The sequence below is a fragment of the Croceibacter atlanticus HTCC2559 genome (assembly GCF_000196315.1).
GTDB lineage: Bacteria > Bacteroidota > Bacteroidia > Flavobacteriales > Flavobacteriaceae > Croceibacter > Croceibacter atlanticus.
Window position 1 is genome coordinate 39685 of the sequence record NC_014230.1, and the last position, 25887, is coordinate 65571.

Annotated in this window: 24 protein-coding genes and 5 tRNA genes; 5 read left to right on the forward strand and 24 right to left on the reverse strand. The window is 33.4% G+C overall.

Annotation, left to right across the window (positions count from 1 at the left end; translation table 11 throughout):
- Positions 1-13: 13 nt before the first annotated feature.
- The 21 genes from CA2559_RS00060 to CA2559_RS00160 form a co-directional block, all read right to left on the reverse strand.
- Positions 14-86, reverse strand: a tRNA-Trp gene (locus CA2559_RS00060).
- 61 nt (positions 87-147) lie between these two features.
- On the reverse strand, positions 148-1335 hold the full coding sequence (tuf, locus tag CA2559_RS00065; protein WP_013185783.1) for an elongation factor Tu: 1188 nt from the start codon (positions 1333-1335) through the stop codon (positions 148-150).
- Between the two features lie 75 nt (positions 1336-1410).
- Positions 1411-1482, reverse strand: a tRNA-Thr gene (locus CA2559_RS00070).
- Positions 1483-1597: 115 nt separating this feature from the next.
- Positions 1598-1670: transfer RNA gene (locus CA2559_RS00075), tRNA-Gly, on the reverse strand.
- An 87-nt stretch (positions 1671-1757) separates the two neighbouring features.
- Positions 1758-1839, reverse strand: a tRNA-Tyr gene (locus CA2559_RS00080).
- Positions 1840-1891: 52 nt separating this feature from the next.
- Positions 1892-1965, reverse strand: a tRNA-Thr gene (locus CA2559_RS00085).
- Positions 1966-2062: 97 nt separating this feature from the next.
- Entirely contained in the window at positions 2063-2380 is a 318-nt protein-coding gene (hpf, locus tag CA2559_RS00090; RefSeq protein WP_013185784.1) for a ribosome hibernation-promoting factor, HPF/YfiA family, read from the reverse strand.
- A 24-nt stretch (positions 2381-2404) separates the two neighbouring features.
- Positions 2405-3292 carry a tyrosine-type recombinase/integrase gene (locus tag CA2559_RS00095; RefSeq protein WP_013185785.1) on the reverse strand — a complete coding sequence of 296 codons (888 nt, stop codon included), beginning with the start codon at positions 3290-3292 and terminating at the stop codon, positions 2405-2407.
- A 64-nt stretch (positions 3293-3356) separates the two neighbouring features.
- Positions 3357-3551, reverse strand: a complete 195-nt coding sequence (gene rpsU, locus CA2559_RS00100; RefSeq protein WP_041241045.1) for a 30S ribosomal protein S21 — start codon at positions 3549-3551, stop codon at positions 3357-3359.
- A 91-nt stretch (positions 3552-3642) separates the two neighbouring features.
- A complete protein-coding gene (locus CA2559_RS00105) occupies positions 3643-5013 on the reverse strand; it encodes an alpha-amylase (RefSeq protein WP_013185787.1) in 1371 nt (456 codons plus the stop codon).
- A 115-nt stretch (positions 5014-5128) separates the two neighbouring features.
- Positions 5129-6289: an acyl-CoA dehydrogenase family protein gene (locus tag CA2559_RS00110; protein ID WP_013185788.1), complete on the reverse strand. Its 1161-nt coding sequence runs from the start codon at positions 6287-6289 to the stop codon at positions 5129-5131.
- A 14-nt stretch (positions 6290-6303) separates the two neighbouring features.
- A complete protein-coding gene (locus tag CA2559_RS00115; RefSeq protein ID WP_041240831.1) occupies positions 6304-7158 on the reverse strand; it encodes a ComEA family DNA-binding protein in 855 nt (284 codons plus the stop codon).
- Positions 7159-7172: 14 nt separating this feature from the next.
- Positions 7173-8801, reverse strand: a complete 1629-nt coding sequence (locus CA2559_RS00120; RefSeq protein ID WP_013185790.1) for an alanine/glycine:cation symporter family protein — start codon at positions 8799-8801, stop codon at positions 7173-7175.
- A gap of 97 nt (positions 8802-8898) precedes the next feature.
- Positions 8899-9906, reverse strand: coding sequence for a potassium channel family protein (locus CA2559_RS00125; protein WP_013185791.1), 1008 nt, complete (start codon positions 9904-9906; stop codon positions 8899-8901).
- Positions 9903-10133 carry a PspC family transcriptional regulator gene (locus CA2559_RS00130; protein WP_013185792.1) on the reverse strand — a complete coding sequence of 77 codons (231 nt, stop codon included), beginning with the start codon at positions 10131-10133 and terminating at the stop codon, positions 9903-9905. Before CA2559_RS00130 ends, CA2559_RS00125 begins: the two co-directional genes overlap by 4 nt.
- Before the next feature lie 91 nt (positions 10134-10224).
- On the reverse strand, positions 10225-11451 hold the full coding sequence (locus tag CA2559_RS00135) for a S8 family serine peptidase (protein WP_013185793.1): 1227 nt from the start codon (positions 11449-11451) through the stop codon (positions 10225-10227).
- A 138-nt stretch (positions 11452-11589) separates the two neighbouring features.
- The gene (locus tag CA2559_RS00140) at positions 11590-12864 is read right to left on the reverse strand and encodes a DUF2851 family protein (protein ID WP_013185794.1); all 1275 of its coding nucleotides are present in this window, start codon (positions 12862-12864) and stop codon (positions 11590-11592) included.
- A gap of 21 nt (positions 12865-12885) precedes the next feature.
- Positions 12886-13578, reverse strand: coding sequence for an SGNH/GDSL hydrolase family protein (locus CA2559_RS00145; RefSeq protein ID WP_013185795.1), 693 nt, complete (start codon positions 13576-13578; stop codon positions 12886-12888).
- Positions 13575-13925 (reverse strand): DUF202 domain-containing protein, encoded by a 351-nt coding sequence (locus tag CA2559_RS00150; RefSeq protein ID WP_013185796.1) that lies wholly within the window; start codon positions 13923-13925, stop codon positions 13575-13577. Before CA2559_RS00150 ends, CA2559_RS00145 begins: the two co-directional genes overlap by 4 nt.
- A 33-nt stretch (positions 13926-13958) precedes the next feature.
- Positions 13959-14939, reverse strand: a complete 981-nt coding sequence (locus CA2559_RS00155; protein WP_013185797.1) for a PLP-dependent cysteine synthase family protein — start codon at positions 14937-14939, stop codon at positions 13959-13961.
- Between the two features lie 70 nt (positions 14940-15009).
- On the reverse strand, positions 15010-16242 hold the full coding sequence (locus tag CA2559_RS00160; RefSeq protein ID WP_041240832.1) for an ABC transporter permease: 1233 nt from the start codon (positions 16240-16242) through the stop codon (positions 15010-15012).
- Positions 16243-16253: 11 nt separating this feature from the next.
- Here CA2559_RS00160 and CA2559_RS00165 point away from each other — a divergent pair, with 11 nt between their 5' ends.
- The 3 genes from CA2559_RS00165 to CA2559_RS00175 are packed head-to-tail and all read left to right on the forward strand — an operon-like array spanning position 16254 to position 18773.
- A complete protein-coding gene (locus tag CA2559_RS00165; RefSeq protein WP_041240833.1) occupies positions 16254-17522 on the forward strand; it encodes an exo-beta-N-acetylmuramidase NamZ family protein in 1269 nt (422 codons plus the stop codon).
- A gap of 59 nt (positions 17523-17581) precedes the next feature.
- Positions 17582-18370: a glycosyltransferase family A protein gene (locus CA2559_RS00170; RefSeq protein WP_041240834.1), complete on the forward strand. Its 789-nt coding sequence runs from the start codon at positions 17582-17584 to the stop codon at positions 18368-18370.
- On the forward strand, positions 18357-18773 hold the full coding sequence (locus CA2559_RS00175; protein WP_013185801.1) for a sugar 3,4-ketoisomerase: 417 nt from the start codon (positions 18357-18359) through the stop codon (positions 18771-18773). The genes CA2559_RS00170 and CA2559_RS00175 overlap by 14 nt, the downstream gene beginning before the upstream one ends.
- On the opposite strand, the gene CA2559_RS00180 is transcribed toward CA2559_RS00175, so the two are convergent.
- Positions 18759-19694 (reverse strand): glycosyltransferase family 2 protein, encoded by a 936-nt coding sequence (locus tag CA2559_RS00180; RefSeq protein ID WP_013185802.1) that lies wholly within the window; start codon positions 19692-19694, stop codon positions 18759-18761. The genes CA2559_RS00175 and CA2559_RS00180 overlap by 15 nt on opposite strands.
- Complete coding sequence (locus tag CA2559_RS00185) at positions 19694-20584, reverse strand: glycosyltransferase family 2 protein (RefSeq protein ID WP_041240835.1); 891 nt, start codon at positions 20582-20584, stop codon at positions 19694-19696. The genes CA2559_RS00180 and CA2559_RS00185 overlap by 1 nt, the downstream gene beginning before the upstream one ends.
- A 41-nt stretch (positions 20585-20625) precedes the next feature.
- Here CA2559_RS00185 and CA2559_RS00190 point away from each other — a divergent pair, with 41 nt between their 5' ends.
- Positions 20626-21894: a hypothetical protein gene (locus CA2559_RS00190; protein WP_148232751.1), complete on the forward strand. Its 1269-nt coding sequence runs from the start codon at positions 20626-20628 to the stop codon at positions 21892-21894.
- On the opposite strand, the gene CA2559_RS00195 is transcribed toward CA2559_RS00190, so the two are convergent.
- Positions 21887-22576, reverse strand: coding sequence for a cell division ATP-binding protein FtsE (locus CA2559_RS00195; protein ID WP_013185805.1), 690 nt, complete (start codon positions 22574-22576; stop codon positions 21887-21889). The genes CA2559_RS00190 and CA2559_RS00195 overlap by 8 nt on opposite strands.
- A 266-nt stretch (positions 22577-22842) precedes the next feature.
- On the opposite strand from CA2559_RS00195, the gene CA2559_RS00200 reads away from it, so the two are divergent.
- On the forward strand, positions 22843-25863 hold the full coding sequence (locus CA2559_RS00200; RefSeq protein WP_013185806.1) for a tetratricopeptide repeat protein: 3021 nt from the start codon (positions 22843-22845) through the stop codon (positions 25861-25863).
- The last annotated feature ends 24 nt before the right edge of the window (positions 25864-25887 follow it).

A 25887-nucleotide genomic window follows, 5' to 3' on the forward strand; every position in this document is an offset into this window, starting at 1 on the left:
AACTTTCTTTTTGCACGGGTTGAGAGGCTCGAACTCCCGACACCTGGTTTTGGAGACCAGTGCTCTACCAACTGAGCTAAACCCGTAAATAAAAAGGTAAGGTATCTTGAACTATCAAGACACCTCGCCTTTTATATATAATCTAAATTAATCTAGAATTTCAGTTACCTGACCAGCACCTACAGTACGACCACCTTCACGAACTGCGAAACGTAAACCTACATTCATTGCAATTGTCTGAAGTAATTCAACTGTAATAGTTAAGTTATCACCAGGCATTACCATTTCTACACCATCAGGTAAACTAATTGTTCCTGTAACATCAGTTGTACGTACGTAGAACTGTGGACGGTAGTTGTTATGGAATGGTGTGTGACGACCACCTTCTTCTTTTTTCAAGATATAAACCTCAGCTTTGAACTTTTTGTGTGGAGTTACAGAACCTGGCTTAACAATTACCATACCTCTTGAAATTTGAGACTTCTCAATACCTCTTAATAAGATACCTGCGTTATCTCCAGCCTCACCTCTATCAAGGATTTGACGGAACATTTCAATACCAGTAATAGTAGAAGTTAACTTCTCTGCACCCATACCGATAATCTCTACTGGATCACCAGTATTAGCGATACCAGTCTCAATACGACCAGTTGCAACAGTACCACGACCAGTAATAGAGAATACATCTTCGATAGGCATTAAGAAAGGCTTATCTACCTCACGCTGTGGCTCTTCGATCCAAGAATCAACTGCTTCCATTAAAGAAAGAACAGTATCAACCCACTTTTGCTCACCGTTAAGCGCACCTAAAGCAGAACCTTGAATTACAGGACCATTATCTCCATCATACTCATAGAAAGATAATAAGTCACGGATTTCCATTTCAACAAGCTCTAAAAGCTCCTCATCATCAACCATATCAACTTTGTTCATAAAAACAACGATACGAGGAATACCAACCTGACGTCCTAAAAGGATGTGCTCACGAGTTTGTGGCATTGGACCATCTGTTGCAGCAACAACAAGAATAGCACCATCCATCTGTGCAGCACCAGTAACCATGTTCTTTACGTAATCCGCGTGACCTGGACAGTCAACGTGTGCGTAGTGACGGTTAGCAGTTGCATACTCTACGTGAGAAGAGTTAATTGTAATACCTCTTTCTTTTTCTTCTGGAGCATTATCAATTTGATCAAAAGCTGAAGCTTCTGAGAATCCAGCATCTGCTAAAACTTTAGTGATAGCAGCAGTTAAAGTTGTTTTACCGTGGTCAACGTGTCCAATAGTACCAACGTTTAAGTGCGGTTTGGACCTGTCATAAGTTTCCTTAGCCATAATTAAATTTATTTATTCTTAGTTATATATTAGTGTTCATTATTAATTTGCAAAGAGTTTAAAATCTTCACAAAGAGCCAACGACGGGAATTGAACCCGTGACCTCTTCCTTACCAAGGAAACGCTCTACCCCTGAGCTACGTCGGCCAGAAAGAGCAGATACACCAAAATTCCGACTTTCACGATGCTATGTCCGCAAAAGACGAATTCTTCATATCCTATTCAGCTCAATAAAAATCAAATTTATTATTGATTTTATTAGAGCGGGAGACCAGGTTCGAACTGGCGACATTCAGCTTGGAAGGCTGACGCTCTACCAACTGAGCTACTCCCGCATTTATAATTCATATAGAATTAATGGTAACAATAAAATAGATTTAAAACATAAATCTAACGAAGGAAAATCCTTCTAAAATATTTAGTGGGGAGAGCAGGATTCGAACCTGCGAAGACGTAGTCAGCAGATTTACAGTCTGCCCTCGTTGGCCGCTTGAGTATCTCCCCAACGAACCTTATAAAAAGGTTTCAATATTTTATTTAAATGAACTTTAAAAAGAGCCGATGGAGGGACTCGAACCCACGACCTGCTGATTACAAATCAGCTGCTCTAGCCAGCTGAGCTACATCGGCTTTTTAGTTCCTTTTTTAAGCGACAAACTCCGCATAAAAAAGCCCGCTATTTCTAACGGACTGCAAATTTAAACATATTTATAGATTGACAAAACTTTTATGCAATTTTTTTATTAGAATGTGCATTTATTTTTTCTTTCTTCTTTATTAATTGCCTCTGTAGTGCGCGCTCACACTCATCTATACCTTCTTCAAAAGTTTTAGTATTTTTTTTCACCATAAGCTCATCTCCAGGAATACTTAATAATACTTCTGTGATTTTATTTTCCTTCTCGCTGGTATGTTGCACCTTTAAAAAAACATCAGCAAATATTATTTTATCATAAAATTGCTCCAACTTATCTAGTTTCTCTTGAATAAATACTACAAGTTTCTGATCTACATTAAAGTTAACGGACTGAACATTTACCTTCATACTCTTAAATTTTAGGTTAATAGATTAGTTTTTGTTTCTTGGGTGCGATGCAGAGTAAGCTCTTTTAATTACTGCAATATCATTATTAGTATAAACTTGTGTTGCAGCAAGGCTTGAATGCCCCAATAAATCTTTAACAGCATTTAGGTTTGCACCTTCACCCAATAAATGTGTAGCAAATGAGTGCCGCAATAAATGTGGACTCTTTTTTATTTTACTCGACACCTTACTAAAGTAATTATTAATAATTCTATAGACAAGCGTTTCGTAAACTTTATCATTTTTAGAGGTTACAAAAATCCATTTAGAAGATTCTTTAAACTCAGCATCTTTAATCTCAAAATATTGTCTTAAAGTAAGCGACACACTCTCAATTAATGGAATAATCCGCTCTTTATTTCTTTTACCCAAAACCTTTACGTAATGGTTAGCTATATTAATATCAGACAATTTTAAATTAATTAGCTCTGAACGTCTCATTCCTGTACTATAAAATAGCTCAACTATTGCTTTATCTCTGTAATCTTCAAATGAATTTAATGTGAAACCTGACAACACATCTGAAACTTCCTTTTTAGAGAAAGGTACCTGTAACCTTTTTTCAACTTTTAAAGATTTATGTTTTATTAAAGGGGAAACTTCTAACTCTTCAATTTTTTGCAAAAAACTGTAGTAAGACTTAAGGGAGGAAACTTTTCTATTAATTGTGCGATTAGAAATACCTGAATCGACTAGGCTAATTATCCAACTCCTTATAAGGGCATAAGGAATGTTATTAATTGATGTCTCTGAGAATTCTCTAGAAACGAAATCTGACAATGCTACAAGATCATTATTATATGCATTAATAGTGTGGATGGAATATTTTTTTTCCAACCTTAAATAATCTAAAAATGCTTTAATTGTAGCCATAAGAAAACCGCTAATTTCAAAGTTATGAAATTAGCGGTTTAATTTATACGTATTTAAACGGAGATTATTTGTTCTCCTGGTCTCTTAGATGTTGAATGTATTCAGCTTTCTGAATCTCAGCTCTACGTACTACAGAAGGTTTATTGAATTGCTGACGTCTACGAAGCTCACGCATCGTTCCTGTCTTATCAAATTTACGCTTAAAACGCTTAAGCGCTCTATCGATATTTTCTCCGTCTTTTACTGGTATAATTAACATAGATGTACCTCCTTTCTTTAAAACTGATTCGTTTTGATTAATAGGGTGCAAATATAAAACTATTTCTGAATTCTGTAATATAAAATTGAATTTATTTTACAGACCACACAGAATACCCATTTGGAGGCACCTGAATTTTAACCCAACCATCTGCTTGAGTAACTGGCTCCCAAGATGAATTTCCAGTGTAATCCTTTATTCTAGTTGAGTTCCAGTTTGTTTGTACCCAACGCTCTTGCCAATTATTACTAATATTTAAGTAAACAACTAAACCATTATTATTGTAGCCATTTCTTTTGGCTATATATTCATCTACATCTGTATAAAGGTTAATTGTAGAACCTCCTGCAAGATTATTATGTATCCAAATAAGATTATTCAACTTGTTCTTATCTAACCATTCTTCATAATCTTTATAAAATAACGTAGGATAACCTTCATGGGTTAGTATATACGCATAAGCTAAAAGTTTATTATTAAAGATTTCATCTGTATCGTGGTTTGCAACAAAAGTGACTGCTTTGTTAGCATTACGTTTCCATAACATATCACCACTTAAATTATTTAAATCATTATTTTGAAATGCATCTCTCATCCTGTAATAACATGCAAAATCGAAAGCACTTGATCCTGAGTTATTAACCCACCACTCTAATGTATTTACATTAGCATCCCAATATTCTCCAACAGAAAAACCTCCAACTGCATTTGTCCAACTGTTTACAACCCAAGGCTCAAAGCCCTTAACATAATCAAATCTCCAACCATCAAACCCTAGAACGTTTTTATAATATTTTGCCACAGAATTAGGATTATTCCATAAATGATCCTGTACATAAGATTTATGATGACAGAGATCTGGAAATCCGCCAAAGGCTCCAGAATCATTGTTATGATAATCATTAGGATGAAAATCATATTGCGTTCTATAGAAAATACCTGAAGCAGGATTGTAATCTGTATAAGTATCTGAGCCTGTAAAGACATTACTCTCTGATGCTCCTCCACTATTATGGTTTATTACAATATCTGCAATAACGCTAATACCATTATTATGAGCTGTTGAAATTAAAGACTCTAATTCTGTTCGTGAGCCAAATCTTGTTTCTACACTTCCCATTTGATCATATTCACCAAAATCATAATAATCAAAAGGATCATACCCCATAGAAAAAGGACCATTTTGAGCTTTTGAAACTGGTGGTAACCAGATTGCATCTATTCCTGCATTGCTCCAATTTTGGAGCTTACCGTTAACAGTATTCCACCATGTTCCGCCAGCAGGTACATCCCAATAAAAAGCCTGCATCATTACTCCGCTACCTATAGTAGCCATAGCATTAACAGTAAGTTCTGATTCTTCTGAAGTGGTTTCAGTTTCAGTAAAAGACTCATCTTTATTACAGCTAAATAAAAACAATGCAATAAGCAATAAAGCACTATACTTATAATAATTTTTCATAATAGTTAATTTTGGTTATACAATATTGATGAAAATAGAAAAATCGCCAGTAAAAACTGACGATTTCGTAATCATTAAGAATAAATTAACCTACAACGTTTGCGTAACTTTAGGATTACCTAGCAGCAGCTTTATATTCTTTTTTATCTATTACCATTTTGGCTATAATTTCTTTCAGAATTTGAGAAGTACCTCCACCAATAGGACCAAGACGACTATCTCTTAACAATCTTGCCATAGGATATTCTTCAATATAACCATAACCTCCTAACATTTGTAAGCAGTCATATATTGTTTCATCTGCAATTTTAGTAGACAAAAGTTTAGACATACTTGCTTCTTTAACAACATATTCATTTTCACTTAAGCGTTTAGAGACTGTGTAATTAAATGTTTTTGCCATTTCTACTTCACTTACACGTTGTGCTATAATGTGTCTTAGAGCTTGAAATTTATCTATTGAGCGTCCAAAAGCTTCACGTTCTTTCATATAGTCCATAGCATACTCTAAAGCAAACTCTGCTCTGGCGTGAGCATTTATTCCCATAATTAAACGCTCTGAAGCAAAGTGCTGCATAATATAAGGAAAGCCTTTACCTTCTTCTCCCATTAAATTCTCTGCAGGTATCTCTACATTGTCAAATGCTATTTCTCCTGTGTCTGATGCTCTCCAACCTAATTTATTAAGCTTAGTGGCAGATACTCCTTTTGTATCTCTATCTATCACAAACATACTCATCCCTTTGTTACCAAGTTCTGGAGCTGTTTTTGCTGCAACTACGAGGTAGTCTGAATAAACACCATTTGTTATAAATGTTTTAGATCCATTAATAATGTATTTATCTCCTTTTTTAACTGCTGTTGTTCTCATTGCAGCGACATCTGATCCACAAAATGGCTCTGTAACACAAAGGCAACCTATCATTTCTCCTGAGATACTTGCAGACAGGTATTTTTCTTTTATGCGCTCATCACCTTCGGCATTTAGGTGTGTCATAGCTAAGTAATTATGAGCCCACATTGCAGCTGCAAAACCACCAGAATTAACACGCTGTAATTCCTCCAAGAAGATAACAGTATAAAAAAAGTCTAAACCAAGCCCTCCATATTGTTCTGGGTAAGTAAGACCAAAATATCCCATCTCACCAAACTTCTCCCAGATGAATCGTTCTATATGGCCGGTTTCTTCCCACTTGTCAATATGTGGTACAACCTCTTTTTGTAAAAACTCTCTAAAGCTTTCTCTAAATAAATTATGTTCTTCTGTAAAATACATTCAAATTGGTTTTATTACAAGGTCAAATATAATTGAATTCTATCGAACTTTTCAATAGGAAACTCAGCAATCGACTTGAGTTGATTAATATCGTTAAACTCACCATTTAGTTCTCTATACTTAATAATTTGCCGTGCTATTTCATAATTTAAATTTGGCAATTCTGATAGATCTGTAATTTTAGCTGTGTTTATATTTATTTTTTTAATGTTTACAGGTGTTTTCACTGTAAACTTCTTTAGTATATTATTAATAACATTTGGCTCTAAACCATAAACATCATTAAGTTGAACATTATCTGAAAAACCATTCAACTTAGTTCTGTAAGCAATTATTTTTTCTGAATAATAAGGCCCAATACCATATACCTCTTGCAATTGCAATGCTGTAGCTTTATTGAGGTCAATTTTATCTTTATAGGATAATTTACGGTCTTTAGCAAAAACCTTTTTCTTTTTAGGGTTTGTAATAAAATCTGGAAATTTAAAAAGGTGTGAAAACGTATTTAATAATGAGTCTGAAACTTTTGTAACATCTTGAAAATCCTTTTTTGAATTCACCCATTTATTTTGCTTCCTGTAAGCCAAAAGTCTATCAATTTCCTGAGTAGACATTCCTAAAGTATAACCTTTATAATCTGTTAAAAAATTTGGATTAAAAGGATACTGCTTAGGCGTATTCTCTTTAATTTTTAATTGCTTAAGAGAATCTACCTTCTGTTGAAATCTAACTAATTCTGGAGTATCCTTGGGAGCAACACCCTTTGGAAAAGGAATTAACCAATATGCTAATTGAAGCACAAGTATAATTGTCACCAATAAAAAAATCCCATTACGTTCACTTTTTGAGAAAACGAAATGGGATTTCATATTATTAATAAATTTTAAAGATTATTTACATCTGTAGCACCATCTTCTAGTGCATTGTGTTTTTTAGAAATTGCTTTATTATACTTTTTCAGTTCTTTCTTAATTTTTGGTGAAAGCAAGATTACACCTATAATATTTGGAACCACCATTGCAAAAATCATTGCATCAGAGAAATCAATAACAGAACCTAAACTAATAGATGCTCCTACAATTACAAACATTAAGAATAAGAATTTATATACTAAATCTGTAATACGCCCTTTACCAAAAAGGAATTTCCAACCTTGCATTCCATAGTATGACCAAGAGATCATAGTAGAAAATGCAAACAGGATTACTGCAATTGTTAATACTATTGAGAAGTGAGGAATTACCGTATCAAAAGCTGTTGCTGTAAGCTCTACACCTTCTGTAATTGGAGTTCCGTACTCCATAAAAGATGATTCGAAATTTGTAATAATAATTACTAATGCAGTCATTGTACAAATTACAACCGTATCAACAAAAGGTTCTAATAATGCAACAATACCTTCACTAGCAGGATACTTAGTACGTACTGCAGAGTGAGCAATAGCAGCAGATCCAACACCAGCTTCGTTAGAGAATGCACCACGGCGTATACCTTGTATCATTACACCTATTAAACCACCAGCTATTCCTAATCCAGAAAATGCACCTTCAAATATTAAACCGAATGCATCATCAATTAACGTGAAGTTAGCTCCTAAAATTATTAAAGCTGCTAATACATAAATACCAGCCATAAACGGAACAATCTTTTCTGTAACAGAAGCAATTCTTTTAATTCCTCCAATAATTACAACCGCAACCAACACAGCCATACCTATACCGAAAAACATACCTGCATTTGCAGATTCTATATCAAATAACTGCACAAATTGAGCAGCTGCTTGGTTAGCTTGAAACATATTACCACCACCAAAAGATCCTCCAATAACGAATATAGCAAAGACAACTGCTAATACCTTACCAAGACCACCAAGGCCTTTTTCCTTTAAACCTTTCTTAAGATAGTACATTGGGCCACCATAAACTGTACCGTCTGGACCAACATCTCTGTATTTTACACCAAGTGTACATTCTGCAAACTTAGATGCCATACCTAAAAGACCAGCCACTATCATCCAAAATGTAGCACCAGGACCACCAATTGATAGTGCTACTGCAACACCTGCAATGTTACCTAGTCCTACTGTTGCAGATAATGCTGCAGTTAATGCCTGGAAGTGAGAAACCTCACCATCTGCGCTTTCATCTCTTATAGTATCTACAATATCACCTTCATCAGACATTGCAATACCATCGGCTCCATAAAGTTCTTCTGCACCGTGCTTTTCAATATCTTCATATTTTCCTCTAACAACTTGAATTGCTTTAGAAAAACCAGTAATATTTATAAACTTAAAATATATTGTAAAAAATAATGCTCCACCTATTAATACTATAAGTACCCAAGGAATTTGAAAGGTTTCAGAAAATGGGATTTCATAAAAAATGCCCTCAACAAACCAACCAGTGTATTCGCTAAAGACAGCGTCTATCTTTTCTGATGTTGTTTGCTCTTGGGCAAACGTAATAATGGGTATTAATAAAGTGAAAATTGAGAGAAGTTGTTTTCTCATATCAAAAGTTATTATTTTTAGTTAAAATTTTGAAGATTGCAATATGACAAAAAAATTGCCTTTATCAAAGTAAAGGCAATAAAATGTTATTCTATTGTTAAATATTAAACTCATTTCTTAAGGTATTTATTTGATTTGGCTTTCCTATAACAATTAATTTTGAACCCTTTGTTATAAGCGTGGACGCTTCTGGGTTCACTACATAATCTCCTGCAGGATTTTTATATCCTATAATTGTACAGCCTGTTAAATTTCTTAAATCTACCTCGCGTATAGTTTTATCTATATTATCCGGACATACATGTTCGTAAAGTATTTCGCGCACGTTTACATTATCTTGACCGGATACGGAAAGGTTATCTAAAAATTCAACTAAATCTGGCATTACTACTAAACTTGCCATATGATCTCCTCCTATTTTATCTGGAAGAATTACATTATCTGCACCTGCAAGTTTTAGTTTTCTAAAAGACGTATCTACACTTGCTCTACTAATTATTTTAAGGTTTTTATTTAATTGCCTTGCAGAAAGCACTGTAAATAAATTATCTGCATCTTCAGGCATTGCACATATTAATGCTGAAGCTTGGTCTATACCTGCACGGATAAGAGTTTCATCTTCGTTGGCATTTCCTATACAAAACATGGTATCATCATCTTCATGTTTAGAAACCAAATCTTCATCCATCTCTACAATTACAAACTCTTTCTTGTAACTCTTTAGTTTTTCTACAGCTTCTCTACCATTTCTTCCAAAACCACAAACAATAACGTGATCTTTTAATTTCTGAATCTTTTTTTCCAAAGTTTTGTGTTTAAATTCCTCGTAGCTTCGTCTTGTAAACATGTATTCTGTAAATACAGATATTACGTAACCTAAAATAACAACGCTAAATAAAATTAAGAAAATTGTGAATACCTTATCGGCATTTGTAAGCGGATTTACTTCTCCAAAACCAACTGTGGTAATGGTAATAACCGTCATATAAAGTGCATCTATCCAATCATAATTAGATATGAAACGATATCCTAAAATGCCGAATCCTAAACTAACTGAAAGTAGTAGGAATGCTACGTAAATTCTAGATTTAAATATTTTAATCATAAATCGAACACAGAAGTTCGTTTAGTATATACTAAGTCTTTAAGCTTTAACCAGAATGCAAGTGTTAAATAAATTGCAAAGCCAACTCCTAAAGTTGCAAAAGATACGTAAATAAAGAATAGGCGAACACTTTTAGCTCGCATACCTAATCTGTCTGCTAATCTTGAAGACACATAAAATCCATGTCTCTCAAAAAAGTGCCTTATTTTATATACCACAGTTAACATATTCCAAAGATAAGATATGTAATAGACACCAAGAAAAAACCACCTTAAATTAACTTCGAGGTGGTTATTGTTATAAAAAAATCAAATTCAATTAGTGAACTGCAATTGGATCTGGATTAAAATCTGGATCTAAAAACACGTTTCCGTCTGTTCTCAAATCTCCTAATAATAATAACCCACAAACATGAGGTGCCGCCATAGATGTACCACTTAACGTAGCATAACCACCTTGCATAGATGTAGAATATACACTTACACCTGGCGCACAATAATCTACAACACTTCCAAAGTTTGAAAAGTAAGCAAATTGATCATTGCTATCCATTGCAGAAACTGTATATACATTTTCTCCAGAAGCTCTTGCTGGAGAGTAAAGGTTTGCTATACTTGTGGAGTTACCTGCTGCAATTGCAACACCAATACCTTTTGCACCTACTCTTGTGGTAGCATTATCTAAAGCACTGTTTATTCCTAAAATTGGAACTGCTGGCCCTAAGCTCATATTAGCAGCATCTCCAGGTTCTCCTACAGCAGCAACATAATCGAGCGCCGCTATAATGCCAGATGTAGCTCCACTACCATCTGCTCCTAACACTTTTAATGCCACTACTTTTGCATTTGGCGCAACTCCAATAACTCCTATTCCATTATCAATTGCTGCAACAGTACCTGCAACATGACTACCGTGACCATTTTGATCATCTGGTGAAGGTTCTCCTGGAACAAAAGATCTACTTCTATCTACATCTACATTTAAATCTGGGTGATCTAAATCTATTCCGCTATCTATAATCCAAGCTGTTTTACCTGTACCATCTACACCACCATTTACTCTAGTAATTCCGTAAGGTGTATTTTGAGCTACAAATGTCATAGCTGTAGTTTCTTCTTTTGCAACACTTAATTTCACCATTACATCTGGCTCTACACTTGCTACTCTGCTGTCTGACTGTAATGATTTTAATTGCTCAGGCGACAATGTTGCTGTAAATCCTGTCATTGCAAAGCCATATACTTGTTTTACAGATGTAGACTTCATGTGCGGAGCTGCAATCATTTCATTTACAAATGCATTTACATTTGCTAATCTACCTTTATAAGAATCATCATTCTTAATAGATCTTGAAGCAGCTTCATTTAAGGTTACAATATATTGCCCAGATATTGCTTGGGATTGTGATTCCTGAAGAACACTAGAATCATTTTTTAAATTTTGTGTTTCTGTAATTTGTTCTTCTGCCTCACAAGACAAAAATAGAGATGACACAGCCATACCTGCAATGGCTATAAAAGTTGTGTTTGGTTTAAAAATTTTCATATTAAAAGGGTTTTGGTTTGTACAGGCTAAAACTATGCATACATATTAAAATGAAAACTTAAAAAATTATTAATATTTGTTAATTATAGTTAAATATTAGTAATTATTCATATTTATTCTTAAAAATCATATTTATTCTTATTTTTTGATAATTTTCAACCCTATTTCACAATTTAGACATTTTAGCTTATCACAATAATTTCTCTTCATATGTATTAAGCCTTGTGAATAAAGAGCATTAGCGTTTAGTGACGGATAAATAGCTGTATAACCTTTAGTAATATTATTTAATTCTAGAGGTAATAACCTCATCCAATTGATAATAGTTGTGTTTTCTAGACCATTTTTCTTGTTGTAGAAAAACGTTAAAGGTATGATGGTGTTAATAATCAACAACCTCACAAAAGCTTTACTAAGTTGTTTCTTTTTTTGTTTATGAGACGATGTGAATGAATAATGGGTTTGCCAAAATTCACTCACCTCAATCTTAAATACAGTTTCTATTTCCTGAAGAGTTGTACACTTAATAATTTTTGAAAATAAATTACTGTTCGACGCATAAAGCTCTACAAATTGAGCAAGTCTAATTGTTGGAAAATTGTCAGGACGCAACCTAAAAAACTTTGGTGTTTCTGTACTATGATTTTCGAGCTTAAACTTCTTGACTAAATAATTGTATTCCTTTAAAAGTGAGTTTGCATAAAACACCTCTTCATTGGCTTGCAACAAATTACATTGGCCGAATACCAAAGCTTCTAATTGAAACCTATTATGACGAGTTATTAAAACGACGTTAAAGGGTAAGCTTTGTAATGCATTATAAAAAAATGAACCATTTACATTTAAACCAAAGTTTTTGGCCAACATTAAAAACAATACTTCTTCCCAATTAGATTGTGTCTGTTCGACCAAACGTTCAATTTCATTAGATTTTTCTTCCAAACGTTCTAAATACATGCGCTCTAACCAATGGGATAAAGTAAACTCCTCAATTAACGGAAACTCATCTTCACAAGCAATCCATTTGGTTTTGTTAGATAATAACTTCTGAGCTTTCCTTAATAAAGATTCTGAAACAAGCTCTTTTAATGTTAATGTGGGTATAGGCTGTCCATCTTTTCTGTAAATCTCAACATCATGTTCCCAAACAACATGAAGTATCACATTATCATAAGCAGGATCTTTCTCATGACGGTGCGCATACCAGTCTGATGATTTTAAATGCAACTCTACATTACCTGCCCAAAGTTGATCATCAATCTTTAATTTTGCATTAAAAAAATCTGGGCCGGACTGCGTGGTATTATGAATACCCACAGAACTTATAATAAGTTGCTGGCCTTGTTGTGTAGTTGCATTAAGGAAATCGAACTTTTTAAAGTTCCAGATATGATGTAGAAGTGTTTCTTGCACCTTTAAAGTTACAAAAATCTCTTATTTAAAGTACTGTTTTACAAATGGAAGCATATATTCTACCCAAAGTTTATATTGTGCACCACTAGGATGCAAGCCATCTGAAGCAATTAAAGATTCATTGGAATATGCTTGCTTTGAAATTGTATTAATATCATAAACTGGAATCTTATAAGTGCTAGCTACTTTTTTAAAAACAGTATTAAATTCGTCTATTTCAACTGCTACTTGTTCTGCTTTATGGTGTAACATTGGTGCAGAACCATAATCCGGAATATTTAAAGCAAACACACCTTTAGCACCTTTTTTTGAATGTTTTATTGCTTTTTCAAAAACCACTTTTAAGTCTTCCTCATAAGTAGTTATAGATTTTTTTTGATATTGATTATTTACGCCTATTAAAACTGAAACCACATCATAGGTTTCAGTTTCATCTAATCTATAATTAATAGCGCTTATAAGGTCGTCTGTACGCCAACCTGTTTTAGCTATAATTTTTATATCCCTAACTTTTAATCCATCACGATTTAAAGCTTCTTTTAGTTGATTGGGCCAACGATTATCTTCTGAAACATTTTGACCAATAGTATACGAGTCTCCTAATGCCAAAAAAGAAACACCTTTTTTAGTATCTGGAACAGGAACACTTTTACATTGAAAAAATATACAAACTAAAACAACTAAAAGTACTTGAAAGGTATATTGAATTTTCATTCTTCAGAGATTTCCTTAGGGTGTTCTTTCTCATTTAAAGATTCTTCCAACAACTCCTCACCTAAGATTTTTTTCCATTTAAACAATTTTCGTTTCAACAACAAAAACCTTGATATTCCTATTGTTAAAAATATCACACAAGAAACTAAAGCCAAATAACCAACCGAATGTAGCGTACTAAAATCTTTTAGTTGCAAAACCGCAATGCCGCCAATTAGCAAGTATAAAGAAGATCTTATATATGCCAAGAGCGTACGCTCGTTTGCTAAACGCGTACGCTCCAGTGCTAAAATTTCTCTAGTATTTGCGGGTACAGGACTTGTTCTAAAAGGGTTTTTCAGTTTCATTTAGCATTATAAATAAAACAGAAAGATAATGAATTACTCAATATAACCCATCTTTCTCATCCAATCGTCATTATACATTTTACCAACATAACGGCTACCGTGATCGTGAAATAATACCACAACAACATCATCTTTTGAAAAGTGTTCTTTAAGCTGAAGTAATCCTTTAATAGCTGCTCCAGCAGAGTTCCCTAAGAACATACCTTCTTCTTTAGATAAGCGTTGTGTATAAACCGCAGCATCTTTATCTGTTACTTTGGTAAAACCATCTATGATATCAAAATTTACATTTTTCGGCAAAATATCTTCACCAATACCTTCTGTAACGTAAGGATAAATTTCTTTCTCATCAAACTCTCCTGTTTCATGATACTTTTTAAAGACACTACCGTAAGTATCAACTCCCCATATTTTTACATTCGGGTTTTGTTCTTTTAAATATTTCCCAACACCAGAAATAGTACCACCAGTACCTACTCCTACAACAAAGTGAGTTACCTTGCCATCTGTTTGCTCCCATATTTCTGGGCCAGTACTTTCATAGTGTGCTTTTGTATTGCTTAAATTATCATATTGATTAACATACCAAGAGTTTGGGATTTCTTTAGCTAATCTTGCTGAAGTAGAGTAATAAGACCTTGGATCATCTGGAGCAACATCTGTAGGGCAAACGTGTACTTCACTTCCTACAGCTCTTAAGATATCCATCTTTTCTTTACTCTGTTTGTCACTCAATACACAAATCATTTTATAGCCCTTAACAATAGCTGCTAATGCTAATCCCATTCCTGTATTACCACTTGTGCCTTCTATTATTGTTCCGCCTGGTTTTAAGCGGCCATCTGCTTCTGCGTCTTCAATCATTTGTACCGCCATACGATCTTTAACCGAGTTACCTGGATTAAATGTTTCATATTTAGCAAGTACTAGACAAGGTAGCTCTGCAGTAAGTTTGTTAAGTTTTACCATTGGTGTATTTCCAATAGTACCCAATATATTTTCAGCGTATTGCATATCTTTTATTTTGAAGGTGCAAAATTAGTAAATGAAATTAGCAAAAAGGTTAATTCTGAGTAAAGAATCCCTAATCGAATTTTATTGCTTTTATAGGATTTATTTTTGAAATAACATAAGATGGTATGAGCAACATAAGCAAACACAAGGTTAGTGTTCCTAAGTTTACAAATAGAATATACCAACCAATATAAACTGGTGCTTCTGTCACATAATAGGTTTCTGGATTAAGCGGAAGTACCTTTAAGTATTTCTGTATAAACAATAATCCTAGACCGATTAGGTTACCCCAAAATAATCCTACAACAATTAGGTAACCTGCATTATAAAGGAAAATCTTTCTAATACTATTGTCATTACTACCAAGTGCTTTTAAGATTCCTATCATTTGTGTACGCTCTAATATTAAAACTAAGAGCGCTGTAATCATATTAATACCTGCAATAAGGATCATTATTCCTATAATAAGAGCAATATTAAAATCGAACAGTCCAAGCCATTCAAAAATTGAGTAATACTGTTGCTTTATGGTTTTAGAATCTAAGGTAGAATCTATGTGTTCATATACCTCAACCCCTTTTTCTTCAAGTTCACTAAAGTCATCTATAAAAACCTCAAAGTGTCCAACATCATTATCATTCCATTTATTTAAACGTCTTATATGCCTTATATCTCCTATGACATAGGTTTCATCAAATTCCTGAAAACCTGAATTATATATCCCAACAACTTTAAACGCTCTCAACAAAGGCCTCTCTAATGTGTTATCTCTTAAAAAGTAGGTAACTGCTTTATCACCTAATTTTATATTTAGTCGATTAGACGTATATTCAGAAATAAGAACTTCATCATTTAAAGACTCCTTGTAATTTGGCAATCTGCCTTGCACTACGTAATCTTTAAACACGTCCCAATTATAATCTGTATCTAAACCTTTTATTACAACACCTTCAAAATCATCTTCAGTTCTAATCACACCAGCTTTAAATGCTACACCTTGTACGTGGGTAATACCATTTACACTCTTAAATTCTGGGTAAAAGTCTTGATTTTTAGATATAGGTTTCAAACTAACCTTGGTGTTGTTATTATCGAAATTTGAAATGGTTATATGCCCATTAAACGCAGATATCTTATCTCGTATCTTATTCTGCAATCCTAAACCTGTTGCAAATGCAATAAGCATCATAATAACACCCACAGCAATTGCCACGATAGCAATTTTAATTATCGGTGCCGAAATGCTACTTTTATACGATTTTGAGCCAATAAGCCGTTTGGCAATAAAGCGTTCGAGATTCAAATGATTAATTTATGATGAATATGTGGTTCAAAAATACAGCTTTTGTAATGGTTTTTACTTTCCTATCCTGCGGAAATGGAAAAACTCAAGTAAATAATACGTCCAAAGCTTCAGAAAACGAAAAAATTAAGACAACCCAATCTACTACAACCCGATCACCACAACGCGGACTTTCGGTAACTGTTGGCGCCAATCAATTTGAGGAATATCTTCCGCTTTTAAAAGACAAGAAAGTGGCAATTGTTGGTAACCAAACCTCAATTGTTTTTAAAAATAGCGGATATGTTCACCTTGTAGATACACTTCTTTCTAAAGGAGTTACTATTACGAAAGTATTTGCACCAGAACACGGTTTTAGAGGACAAGCAGATGCTGGAGAAAAAGTAAACGACTCTAAAGACACTAAAACAGGACTACCCATAATTTCATTATATGGTAATAATAAAAAACCTAGTGTTGAGCAGTTAAATAATGTAGATGTTATTGTGTTTGACATACAAGATGTTGGCGCACGTTTTTACACTTACATTTCAACATTACATTATATTATGGAAGCTTGTGCAGAACAAGGTAAACAGCTTATAGTTTTAGACAGGCCAAATCCTAATGGGCATTATGCAGATGGCCCATTATTAGACCAAAAACATTCTAGCTTTGTAGGTATGCATCCTGTGCCAGTTGTACACGGTATGACAATAGGTGAATATGCACAGATGATTAGTGGTGAAGGCTGGTTAGACACTCCTAAAAAGACCGACCTTACCGTAATACCTGTTAAAAATTACAACAAGTCAATGCCTTATAACTTACCTATTAAGCCATCACCTAACTTACCTAACTCCACTGCTGTAAATTTATATCCTACATTGTGTTTTTTTGAAGGCACTAATGTTAATGCAGGTCGCGGTACCAATAAGCAATTTCAGGTGTTTGGCTCACCGTATTTAAATCCTGAGATTTATAATTTTAAATACACTCCCAAAGCAAATGAAGGGTCAAAATACCCTAAGCATTTGGGAGAGTTATGTTATGGGTTTGATTTAAGCGAAAACAACAAACGTTTCACAGAGCTTCATTTAGAAATTTTAATTTCTGCCTATAACAACACAGCAAACAAAGCTGAATTCTTCAATTCATTTTTCACAAAATTAGCAGGAACTACAATCTTACAAGAACAAATTGAAAGCGGATTAACTGCTGAAGAAATTTCTGAAACTTGGCAAGAAGGTTTAAAAATTTACAACCAAGTAAGAACAGCTTATGAACTTTATAAAAGATAGTCGCCATAACCTTTAAACATACATATACTTTAGACGATTTGGAGATTTTGGTTTCAACTATGAACCGAAATAACTTCGACTTTCTTAAAGCGATGTTTGTGAATATCCCAATTGAGAATTATCACATCCTTATAATTAATCAAACTACTGGAAACAATAAACTTGAAAGTGATTTTGAGAATGTTCGAGTAATAAATACTACAGAACTTGGTTTGTCTAAAAGCAGAAACATGGCATTAAAACAAGCTCGAAAAAAAATTGTTCTCATTGCCGATGATGATGTTGTCTATTTAAAAGATTTTGGACAACACGTAATACAAAGTTTCAACAGACAAACAGATGCCGATTTTATTTCATTTAAAACCATAGTAAATGAAAATGGAAAACCTTTTAGAAATTATGTAAAAGTACCAAGAGCTTTAAAAAAGAAAGAATTAAGAAGAATCTTATCTATTGAAATGTGCTTTAAAAAAGGGTCTATAAAACAAGCCCGATTTAATGAGTGGTTTGGTTTAGGTGCTAAGTTTCCAAATATGAGTAATCAATTTTTCTTGAAGGATTTATGGCAACAAGGCCTTAAGTTTTATGAAGACCCTACACCAATAGTTTTACACGAACCAATATCCTCAAGTGACGAAGTTTCTACAGACAGAATTCTATATACTCGTGGCGCAGTTTTTTATAAAAAATACGGTAGCTTTGCTTATCTGTATGTAGCAAAATATGGTTTTTTTATGCTTAGAAAAGGTTATGTATCTATCTCTAAGCTTCCAAAAAAGCTATGGAAAATGCAAGAAGGCATTAGTGATTATAAACAACTTTTAAAACAAGGACTTGACAGAAGATAAGACCACCGTAAAAGACGTAACGTTTTTAGATATTCCAAAAATTATAGACCCAAGAGGCAACTTAGCAGTTATAGAACAACAAACTATTCCGTTTTCTCATAAACGTGTTTACTATTTATTTGATGTTCCAGAAGGTGCTAAACGTGGCGGTCATTCCCATATAGAGCAATCTGAAGTTTTAATTGCTTTAAATGGCAGTTTTACCGTAATTGTAGATGATGGTGAAGACAAAAAACGTGTTACTTTAGATAACCCATTAAAAGGATTACTAATACCTAATGGTATTTGGAGAGAACTTGAAGACTTCACAAAAGGAAGTGTATGCTTAGTACTCGCAAGTGATATTTTTGAGGAGGCAGATTATATTAGAGAATACACCGACTTTAAATCATCTAAAAGTTGATATATAAAAACCTTTTTCTAATAAAAACTGATGTATTTCTTTTAATGTAACCACTAAACCTACAGGTAGTTTTAAAAGTAATTTCTGTTTTTTATTCAGGTTTTCTAACTCAATTTGATTTTTCCAAAACTTATAATTTTTTGAATCTTTAGCTAATCGATATGCCAATGCAATTGCATATCTGTTATTATCTAAATACACCTTTAAATCTTTAGACTTACGTTCTGCTTCATTAAATTGATTAAAGTCCGGAAAGACTTTATCATCTATTTTCAGGTTACTTACTCTGCCCTTAATATTAATTAAATGTGTAACAGTGACAATATTATACAATGCTACTTTGCCTTGTAATGCTAAGGTTGTCCAAAGTTCTATGTCTTCTCCATGAGTAACACCTTCAGTAAAACCTCCAACTTCAATAAACTTCGCTTTATTAACTGCTACAGCGCCCATACCTGCAATTGTAAATGGCAATGAATTTTTAAAATATCCACTAACCACACCTTTATAACCATCTGCTATTGTTCCAAACTGAGCTCTAATTTTACTTTTTTCAGATTTTTGTTTTATATAACCCATACAATAAAGAGCACAGGAAGGCATATCAACTATAAGATTATGCAAGGCATTTAAATGATTTGGCTTCCAGATATCATCTGCATCTAAAAAAGCGATGTAATTAGAAGTTGCTTTTGTTACGCCGTAATTACGAGCAGTTGACACACCTTTATTGTCTTTTGAGTAAATTACAATTCTATCATCTGTAAAAGATTCAGCAATTTTCAAACTGTTATCTGTAGAACCATCATTTACGATGATTACTTCAAAATCATCAAAAGACTGCAATAACACAGAATTCAACGTACGCTCAACATATTCTGCTTTATTGAATAACGGTATGATTACTGAAAAAAATGGCATTAGTTATAAAGTTTACTATAGTGATACAACTTAAATAAATCAAAACATCTAATTGAAGGTGATGCACTATTTAGGTTCGCCATGATATATTTTGAGAATAGGCTATATAAGTTTTGAAATATGGCTGTCATGTAAAATTGATTAAGCGACAAATATGCTTTATGTAGCGGTCGTTCTTTGGCAGCCAAATTACCTGCTTCTACTTGTTGCTTTAGTGTTGTTAAAGCTTCAATTTGTTTAGGTAAATACCTATGTATAGGTTCTAGCCCTAAATGATATACGGGATTATGTATATGTTTTACATTTTTACCACTTTGCTTTATCGCTTCTAAAAAAATAATATCTGTCCCATAATTAGATGTCGCATTAGTACTTGTTATTTGTATAAACGATGACTTCTGTACACACATATTTGCTGAAACAATAGTGCTATAAGGGTTATTTTGCCTCACTGCTACATCGCGCTGTTCTCGAGTCTTACCATATAACCAATGCAATCTAAACTCTTTTGCAGGAGAAACATCATCCTTATAAGACACACCTCCAAAAACAAAAGGATGACTCAATTCTGTCTCAAGAAAATATTGCTTTAAAAAATTAGACGCGCACGGTAAAACATCTGCATCTAAAAACAGCAACCAATCAAATTTGGCTGCATTTGCTAATGCTAATCTAGACTTTAATCTTCCTTTGTTTTTAGCATGCCTTATTATGGTCACTAAAGGACGTTTCTCTAAAATTTCAAGTTCTAATGTAATATTGGAATTGGTTGATCCGTCATCTAAAATAATGATTTCTAGAGGCTCCTTAATCGCCTTTGCTTGCACGTCAAGGCTATTAACCAAGGTGCTGCAACTATCATTATATGTAGGGATGAGAATAGAAAGCAATAATAAAATATTTATCTTGCAAAGATATTCAATTAATCATAGTGGCTCTAAAATATAAATCAAGTTACAAAACGCTATATCTACTTCTTAGCATTTCTGTCATTTGGTATGTCTTGGTATTTACAAGTATAAATTTGTGGAGCCAGAATTCAATTTATGTAGACTGCTCTACTTACCTAAAAGCTGCACAGTTATTAATTTATGATTTTCAGCCTCACCAATGGCGGCCATTAGGTATGGCGATTTATGCGACTATACCAGGTGCATTAGGGCAAGATTATCAAAGTGTTTTTACCTATGTAAAACCAATAAACCTTTTACTTTGGTTAGGCTGCATAACCTTCCTATACCTCATTATCTTAAAGCTAAGCAATAGGAAATTCGCTTTTTATGGTGCGCTTTTATTTATGTCCTGTATAGGTTTAACAGTATTAAATAATTTATTGCTTTCTGAAATTCCTTGGTTATTCTGCATTCTCATAGGTATTTATGGCCTAACAAAACATAAGATTGATAACAGTATTTTATGGCTGAGTGTTGGGATAGCTTTTATAATTATATCTATTGAATTTAGACCAATTTCAAAATTCATAATATTTTTATTACTCGTAATTTATGGGTTTACATTTTTAAAATCTTTAGCATCTAAAAGTCGTTTTTTTGTTGCCGCTGCTGCTTTAATCATTTTAGGACAATGTAGCTTAATGAAACAAGAGTATGGTGATTTTACAATTAGCTACATAGATTCGTTTACAGTACACCATTACCTAACAGAGCCTGCCGCTTTTGCTACATCTAATTACACAGACCGCAAAGCTTTCGAAGACGATTGGATGTCTCCTTATTTTAATAAACCATATACAGAGCGTCGTGAATATGCTACTTCTAAATTTATTTCTGAAATTTCAGAAAACCCTTTTGGTGTAATAAACGTGTACTTAAAAAACCAATTACACAATCTCACCACTCCAAGTTTGTATGTGTTAGATGCTAAAAATTTAAAGAACACACCTTACTTTACGTTAAGCAAGACTATACTATTACTGCTTTCAAAATTCCAAAATATTGCATTCTCGTGTTTAGGGATAGTAGGTTTATTATTAACGCTTTTCTTAGCTTTAAAAAAGCAACTACAATTTAAAGAAGATAAATTACTGCTATTTATTTCGTTATCCTTAGGATATACAATAACGGTTATAGGGATTTCTGCAGAACAATATGACAGGCTCAACGTTCCTAACTATGCCTTAATTATTATTTTGAGTGTTTTATTATATCCAAAACTTAAGTCTTTAAGTAAGGCTAAGTAGTTTGTTTTTTCTGAACAACCTCAAATACCTTTTGTCCATCACACTTTAAAGTTTTTGAAGGGTATTTAAGGAGTAAAGCATAATCATGTGTTGCCATTAAAATAGTGTTGCCATTTTTATTTATGTCTTGCAACACTTCCATAACCTCAACACTCGTTTGCGGGTCAAGGTTACCTGTTGGCTCATCTGCCAAAATAAGTTCTGGATCATTAAGCAAAGCTCTTGCTATTGCAACTCTCTGTTGCTCGCCACCAGATAATTGGTAAGGAAACTTAAAGGCTTTGGTTTTCATGCCAACCTTATCAAGAACTTCGTCTATCTTACTATCCATCCCTTTTTTGTCTTTCCAGCCAGTTGCTTTAAGAACAAACTCTAAATTACCTCGAATAGTTCTGTCATTCAATAATTTAAAATCTTGAAATACTACACCTAGCTTTCGTCTTAAAAAGGGAATATCTTTCTCTTTTAATGTTCTCAGGTTATAATCTACTATACTACCTTCTCCTTCTTGCAATGGTAAATCGCCGTATAGTGTTTTCATAAAACTACTCTTCCCTGTTCCTGTTTTTCCTATTAAATACACAAAGTCACCTTTGTTTATATGCACATCTACTTCAGAAAGTATAAGGCTTTCACGTTGATAAATTGCTGCATTTTTAAGTTCTAAAACAGTTTCAGACATTGGTGTAGGTTTTGGGTTAAAAGTACAAATTTTAGCTAATGAGGCGTAAAATGTTGCTATAGTTTTTAATATACAGACAACATATTTAAAAAAGCTTCTCTTCTATAACTTCAACTTAAACACCTTAGTATCATCATAAATTTACTGTTGTATAATTAACTACGTTAAAGCTGTATAAGATTTGCATAATTATAACAGAACTTTCACGTTATGATAGTCATGAACTTGTAATTTAGTTCTCCAGAACCTACTAACAATTATTTATAATGAAACTACCCAAAATATTAGTCATCCTAAGTTTCGGATTACTGTTACATACAGCCTCAGCACAACAAACAGCTGTATTTACAAATCAATATGTAGCGTATGAACAAGCACTGTCTTTGTACGATAACAATCAATTTGCTGCAGCACAACAACAATTTGAAAAAGTAAAGCTAACCACAGAAGATGGTACTGTTGAGGCCAATTGCTCCTATTATATTGCTAATTGTGCAGTAAGACTTAACCAGCAAGGTGCAGATGATCTTATGCAGGATTTTGTAGATCGATATCCTACAAGTACAAAACGCAACTCAGCGTTTAGTGATGTTGCCAACTATTACTTTGAGAACGGTCAATATTCTCGTGCAAGAAAATGGTATGACCAAGTAAACCAAAGTAATCTTTCTAACTCAGAAAAAGAAAAATTCAATTTTAATTATGGCTATACATTATTTCAGAACAAACGTTTTGATGATGCTAAAAGCTATATGAATAAAGTAAGAGACTCTAAAGAATATGGTGCGCAGGCAAAATATTATTTAGGATTTATGGCTTATGAAGGTGACGATTATCAGGAAGCAGACGAGCTGTTTGAAGAAGTAAAAGGAAACGATCGTTATGAGAAAAACCTAAGCTACTTTCAAGCTGATATGAATTTCAAGCTTGGTAAGTTTGAAAAAGCTGTAGCCGAAGGTAAAGCACAACTTGCAAAGTCTAATCCTAAAGAAAAGTCGCAACTTAACAAGATTATTGGTGAGAGCTATTTTAATTTAGGTAATTATGCTGAAGCTGTTCCTTACCTAAAGGAGTATAGAGGTACAAGAGGAAAATGGAACAATACAGATTACTACCAACTAGGTTACGCCTATTACAAACAAGGCGAGTTTGATAATGCGATATCTGAATTTAATAAAATTGTAGATGGTAAAAATGCTGTTGCTCAAAACGCATACTACCACTTAGCAGAATCTTATTTAAAGCTTGACCAAAAGCAGCAAGCCTTAAATGCATTTAAAAACGCTTCTGAAATGGAGTTTGATAATGCTATTAAAAAAGACGCCCTTCTTAATTATGCAAAGCTATCCTATGAAATAGGAAACAGTTATGAGAGTACGCCAAAAGTGTTAACACGTTACTTAGAAACGTATCCAGATACTGCAGAAAAAACTGAGCTTCAAAATTTATTGATCGACTCATATATTACTTCTAAAAACTACGCTGAAGCTATGGAACTTTTAGAAAGCAGTAGAGATTTTGATAATAAAGTGGCATATCAAAAAGTTGCTTTTTACAGAGGAATTGAGTTGTATAATGAAGACAACTATACCGAAGCAAAAACATATTTCGAAAAATCTTTAAGCGAACCTAGAGACGCTTCTTTTACAGCAAGAGCTACGTATTGGAACGCAGAAACAGATTATAACTTAAATAATTTTCAAGATGCTCTAATTGGTTATAAAGAGTTTCAAGGTATGAGTGCGGCCTCTCAAACAGAAGCATATAAAAATTTAGATTATAATTTAGGGTACGCTTACTTTAAACAAAAAGATTACGAGCAAGCCATCTCATATTTCAAAAAATACTCTGAAACCTCTTCAGATACTTCAAGAAAAAAAGATGCTTTTTTACGCTTGGGTGATACTTACTTTGTTACTAGTAAATATTGGCCAGCAATGGAAAGCTATAATGATGCTATTGCTCTTGGCGGTAAATCTGCAGATTATGCTGCATTTCAAAAAGCTATTAGTTACGGTTTTGTAAACAAGAACGACCGCAAGATTGAGGACTTAACTTCATTTTTAAATCAGTTTTCAAGGTCTACATATCGTGATGATGCCCTTTATGAGCTAGGTAACACTTATGTAGCTATCGGCAATACACAAGAAGGTATAAAAGCATACAACCGTTTAATTAGAGATGTCCCTAAAAGCTCTTATGTTTCAAAAGCACTTTTAAAACAAGGTCTTATTTATTACAACTCAGATCGTGGTAATGAAGCCTTGGAGAAATTTAAAAAAGTAGCCGCAGATTTTCCAGGAACCGCACAGGCAGACCAAGCTGTTAAAACTGCTCGATTAATATATGTAGATTTAGGACGAACTTCTGAATATGCCAACTGGGTTAAAACTTTAGATTTTGTAAATGTTACAGATGCAGATCTTGACAACACAACTTATGAGGCTGCAGAACAACAATACAGGCAGGAAAATGCAAATGCAGCACTAAGAGGTTTTGAAAATTACCTAGAAGAGTTTCCTAATGGTTTACATGCGTTACAAAGTCATTTCTATCTAGCTCAACTTCAATTTAAAGACAATAAAAAAGAAGAAAGTATCTCTCATTATAAATTTGTATTAACCAAAGAACGTAATGAGTTTACAGAACAATCTTTAGCTCAATTGTCTCAAATTTATTTAGAGAAATCAAATTATAAAGACGCAATACCAGTACTTAAACGATTAGAGACCGAAGCAGATTTTCCGCAGAACATTGTCTTTGCCCAATCTAACTTAATGAAAAGCTATTACCAGCAAGACAACTATGAGCAAGCTGTTTCCTATGCAGAAAATGTATTGGCAAACTCAAGTATAGATACTAAGGTTAAAAATGATGCGCATATCATTATAGCAAGATCTGCAATGAAAACTGGAGATGAAGCTAAAGCAAAAACGGCTTATGCTACGGTGCAAAAAACGGCTACAGGAAAGTTAGCTGCAGAAGCTTTATACTATGATGCTTATTTTAAGAATAAAGCAGGTAATTACAAAGCCTCAAATGAAAGTGTACAAACCTTAGCTAAAGAGTACTCAGGATATAAAGAATATAGTGTAAAGAGTTTATTAGTTATGGCTAAGAACTTTTATGCTTTAGAAGATGCATACCAAGCTACTTATATTTTAGAAAATATCATTAACAACTTTACAGACTACCCTACAGTTGTAGATGAAGCTAAAGCAGAGCTAATTAAAATTAAAACAGAAGAAGCTAAAACAAATGCAGATGTTAACACTAACGGCAACTAAGTTCTTTAAGATGTTAAACACTCA

Excerpts from the sequence above, each read along its gene's own strand:
- tuf (WP_013185783.1), bottom strand. The coding sequence starts at position 1,335 with ATGGCTAAGGAAACTTATGACAGGTCCAAACCGCACTTAAACGTTGGT.
- hpf (WP_013185784.1), bottom strand. The coding sequence starts at position 2,380 with ATGAAGGTAAATGTTCAGTCCGTTAACTTTAATGTAGATCAGAAACTT.
- CA2559_RS00095 (WP_013185785.1), bottom strand. The coding sequence starts at position 3,292 with ATGGCTACAATTAAAGCATTTTTAGATTATTTAAGGTTGGAAAAAAAA.
- rpsU (WP_041241045.1), bottom strand. The coding sequence starts at position 3,551 with ATGTTAATTATACCAGTAAAAGACGGAGAAAATATCGATAGAGCGCTT.
- CA2559_RS00105 (WP_013185787.1), bottom strand. The coding sequence starts at position 5,013 with ATGAAAAATTATTATAAGTATAGTGCTTTATTGCTTATTGCATTGTTT.
- CA2559_RS00110 (WP_013185788.1), bottom strand. The coding sequence starts at position 6,289 with ATGTATTTTACAGAAGAACATAATTTATTTAGAGAAAGCTTTAGAGAG.
- CA2559_RS00115 (WP_041240831.1), bottom strand. The coding sequence starts at position 7,158 with ATGAAATCCCATTTCGTTTTCTCAAAAAGTGAACGTAATGGGATTTTT.
- CA2559_RS00120 (WP_013185790.1), bottom strand. The coding sequence starts at position 8,801 with ATGAGAAAACAACTTCTCTCAATTTTCACTTTATTAATACCCATTATT.
- CA2559_RS00125 (WP_013185791.1), bottom strand. The coding sequence starts at position 9,906 with ATGATTAAAATATTTAAATCTAGAATTTACGTAGCATTCCTACTACTT.
- CA2559_RS00130 (WP_013185792.1), bottom strand. The coding sequence starts at position 10,133 with ATGTTAACTGTGGTATATAAAATAAGGCACTTTTTTGAGAGACATGGA.
- CA2559_RS00135 (WP_013185793.1), bottom strand. The coding sequence starts at position 11,451 with ATGAAAATTTTTAAACCAAACACAACTTTTATAGCCATTGCAGGTATG.
- CA2559_RS00145 (WP_013185795.1), bottom strand. The coding sequence starts at position 13,578 with ATGAAAATTCAATATACCTTTCAAGTACTTTTAGTTGTTTTAGTTTGT.
- CA2559_RS00150 (WP_013185796.1), bottom strand. The coding sequence starts at position 13,925 with ATGAAACTGAAAAACCCTTTTAGAACAAGTCCTGTACCCGCAAATACT.
- CA2559_RS00155 (WP_013185797.1), bottom strand. The coding sequence starts at position 14,939 with ATGCAATACGCTGAAAATATATTGGGTACTATTGGAAATACACCAATG.
- CA2559_RS00165 (WP_041240833.1), top strand. The coding sequence starts at position 16,254 with ATGATGAATATGTGGTTCAAAAATACAGCTTTTGTAATGGTTTTTACT.
- CA2559_RS00170 (WP_041240834.1), top strand. The coding sequence starts at position 17,582 with ATGAACCGAAATAACTTCGACTTTCTTAAAGCGATGTTTGTGAATATC.
- CA2559_RS00180 (WP_013185802.1), bottom strand. The coding sequence starts at position 19,694 with ATGCCATTTTTTTCAGTAATCATACCGTTATTCAATAAAGCAGAATAT.
- CA2559_RS00195 (WP_013185805.1), bottom strand. The coding sequence starts at position 22,576 with ATGTCTGAAACTGTTTTAGAACTTAAAAATGCAGCAATTTATCAACGT.
- CA2559_RS00200 (WP_013185806.1), top strand. The coding sequence starts at position 22,843 with ATGAAACTACCCAAAATATTAGTCATCCTAAGTTTCGGATTACTGTTA.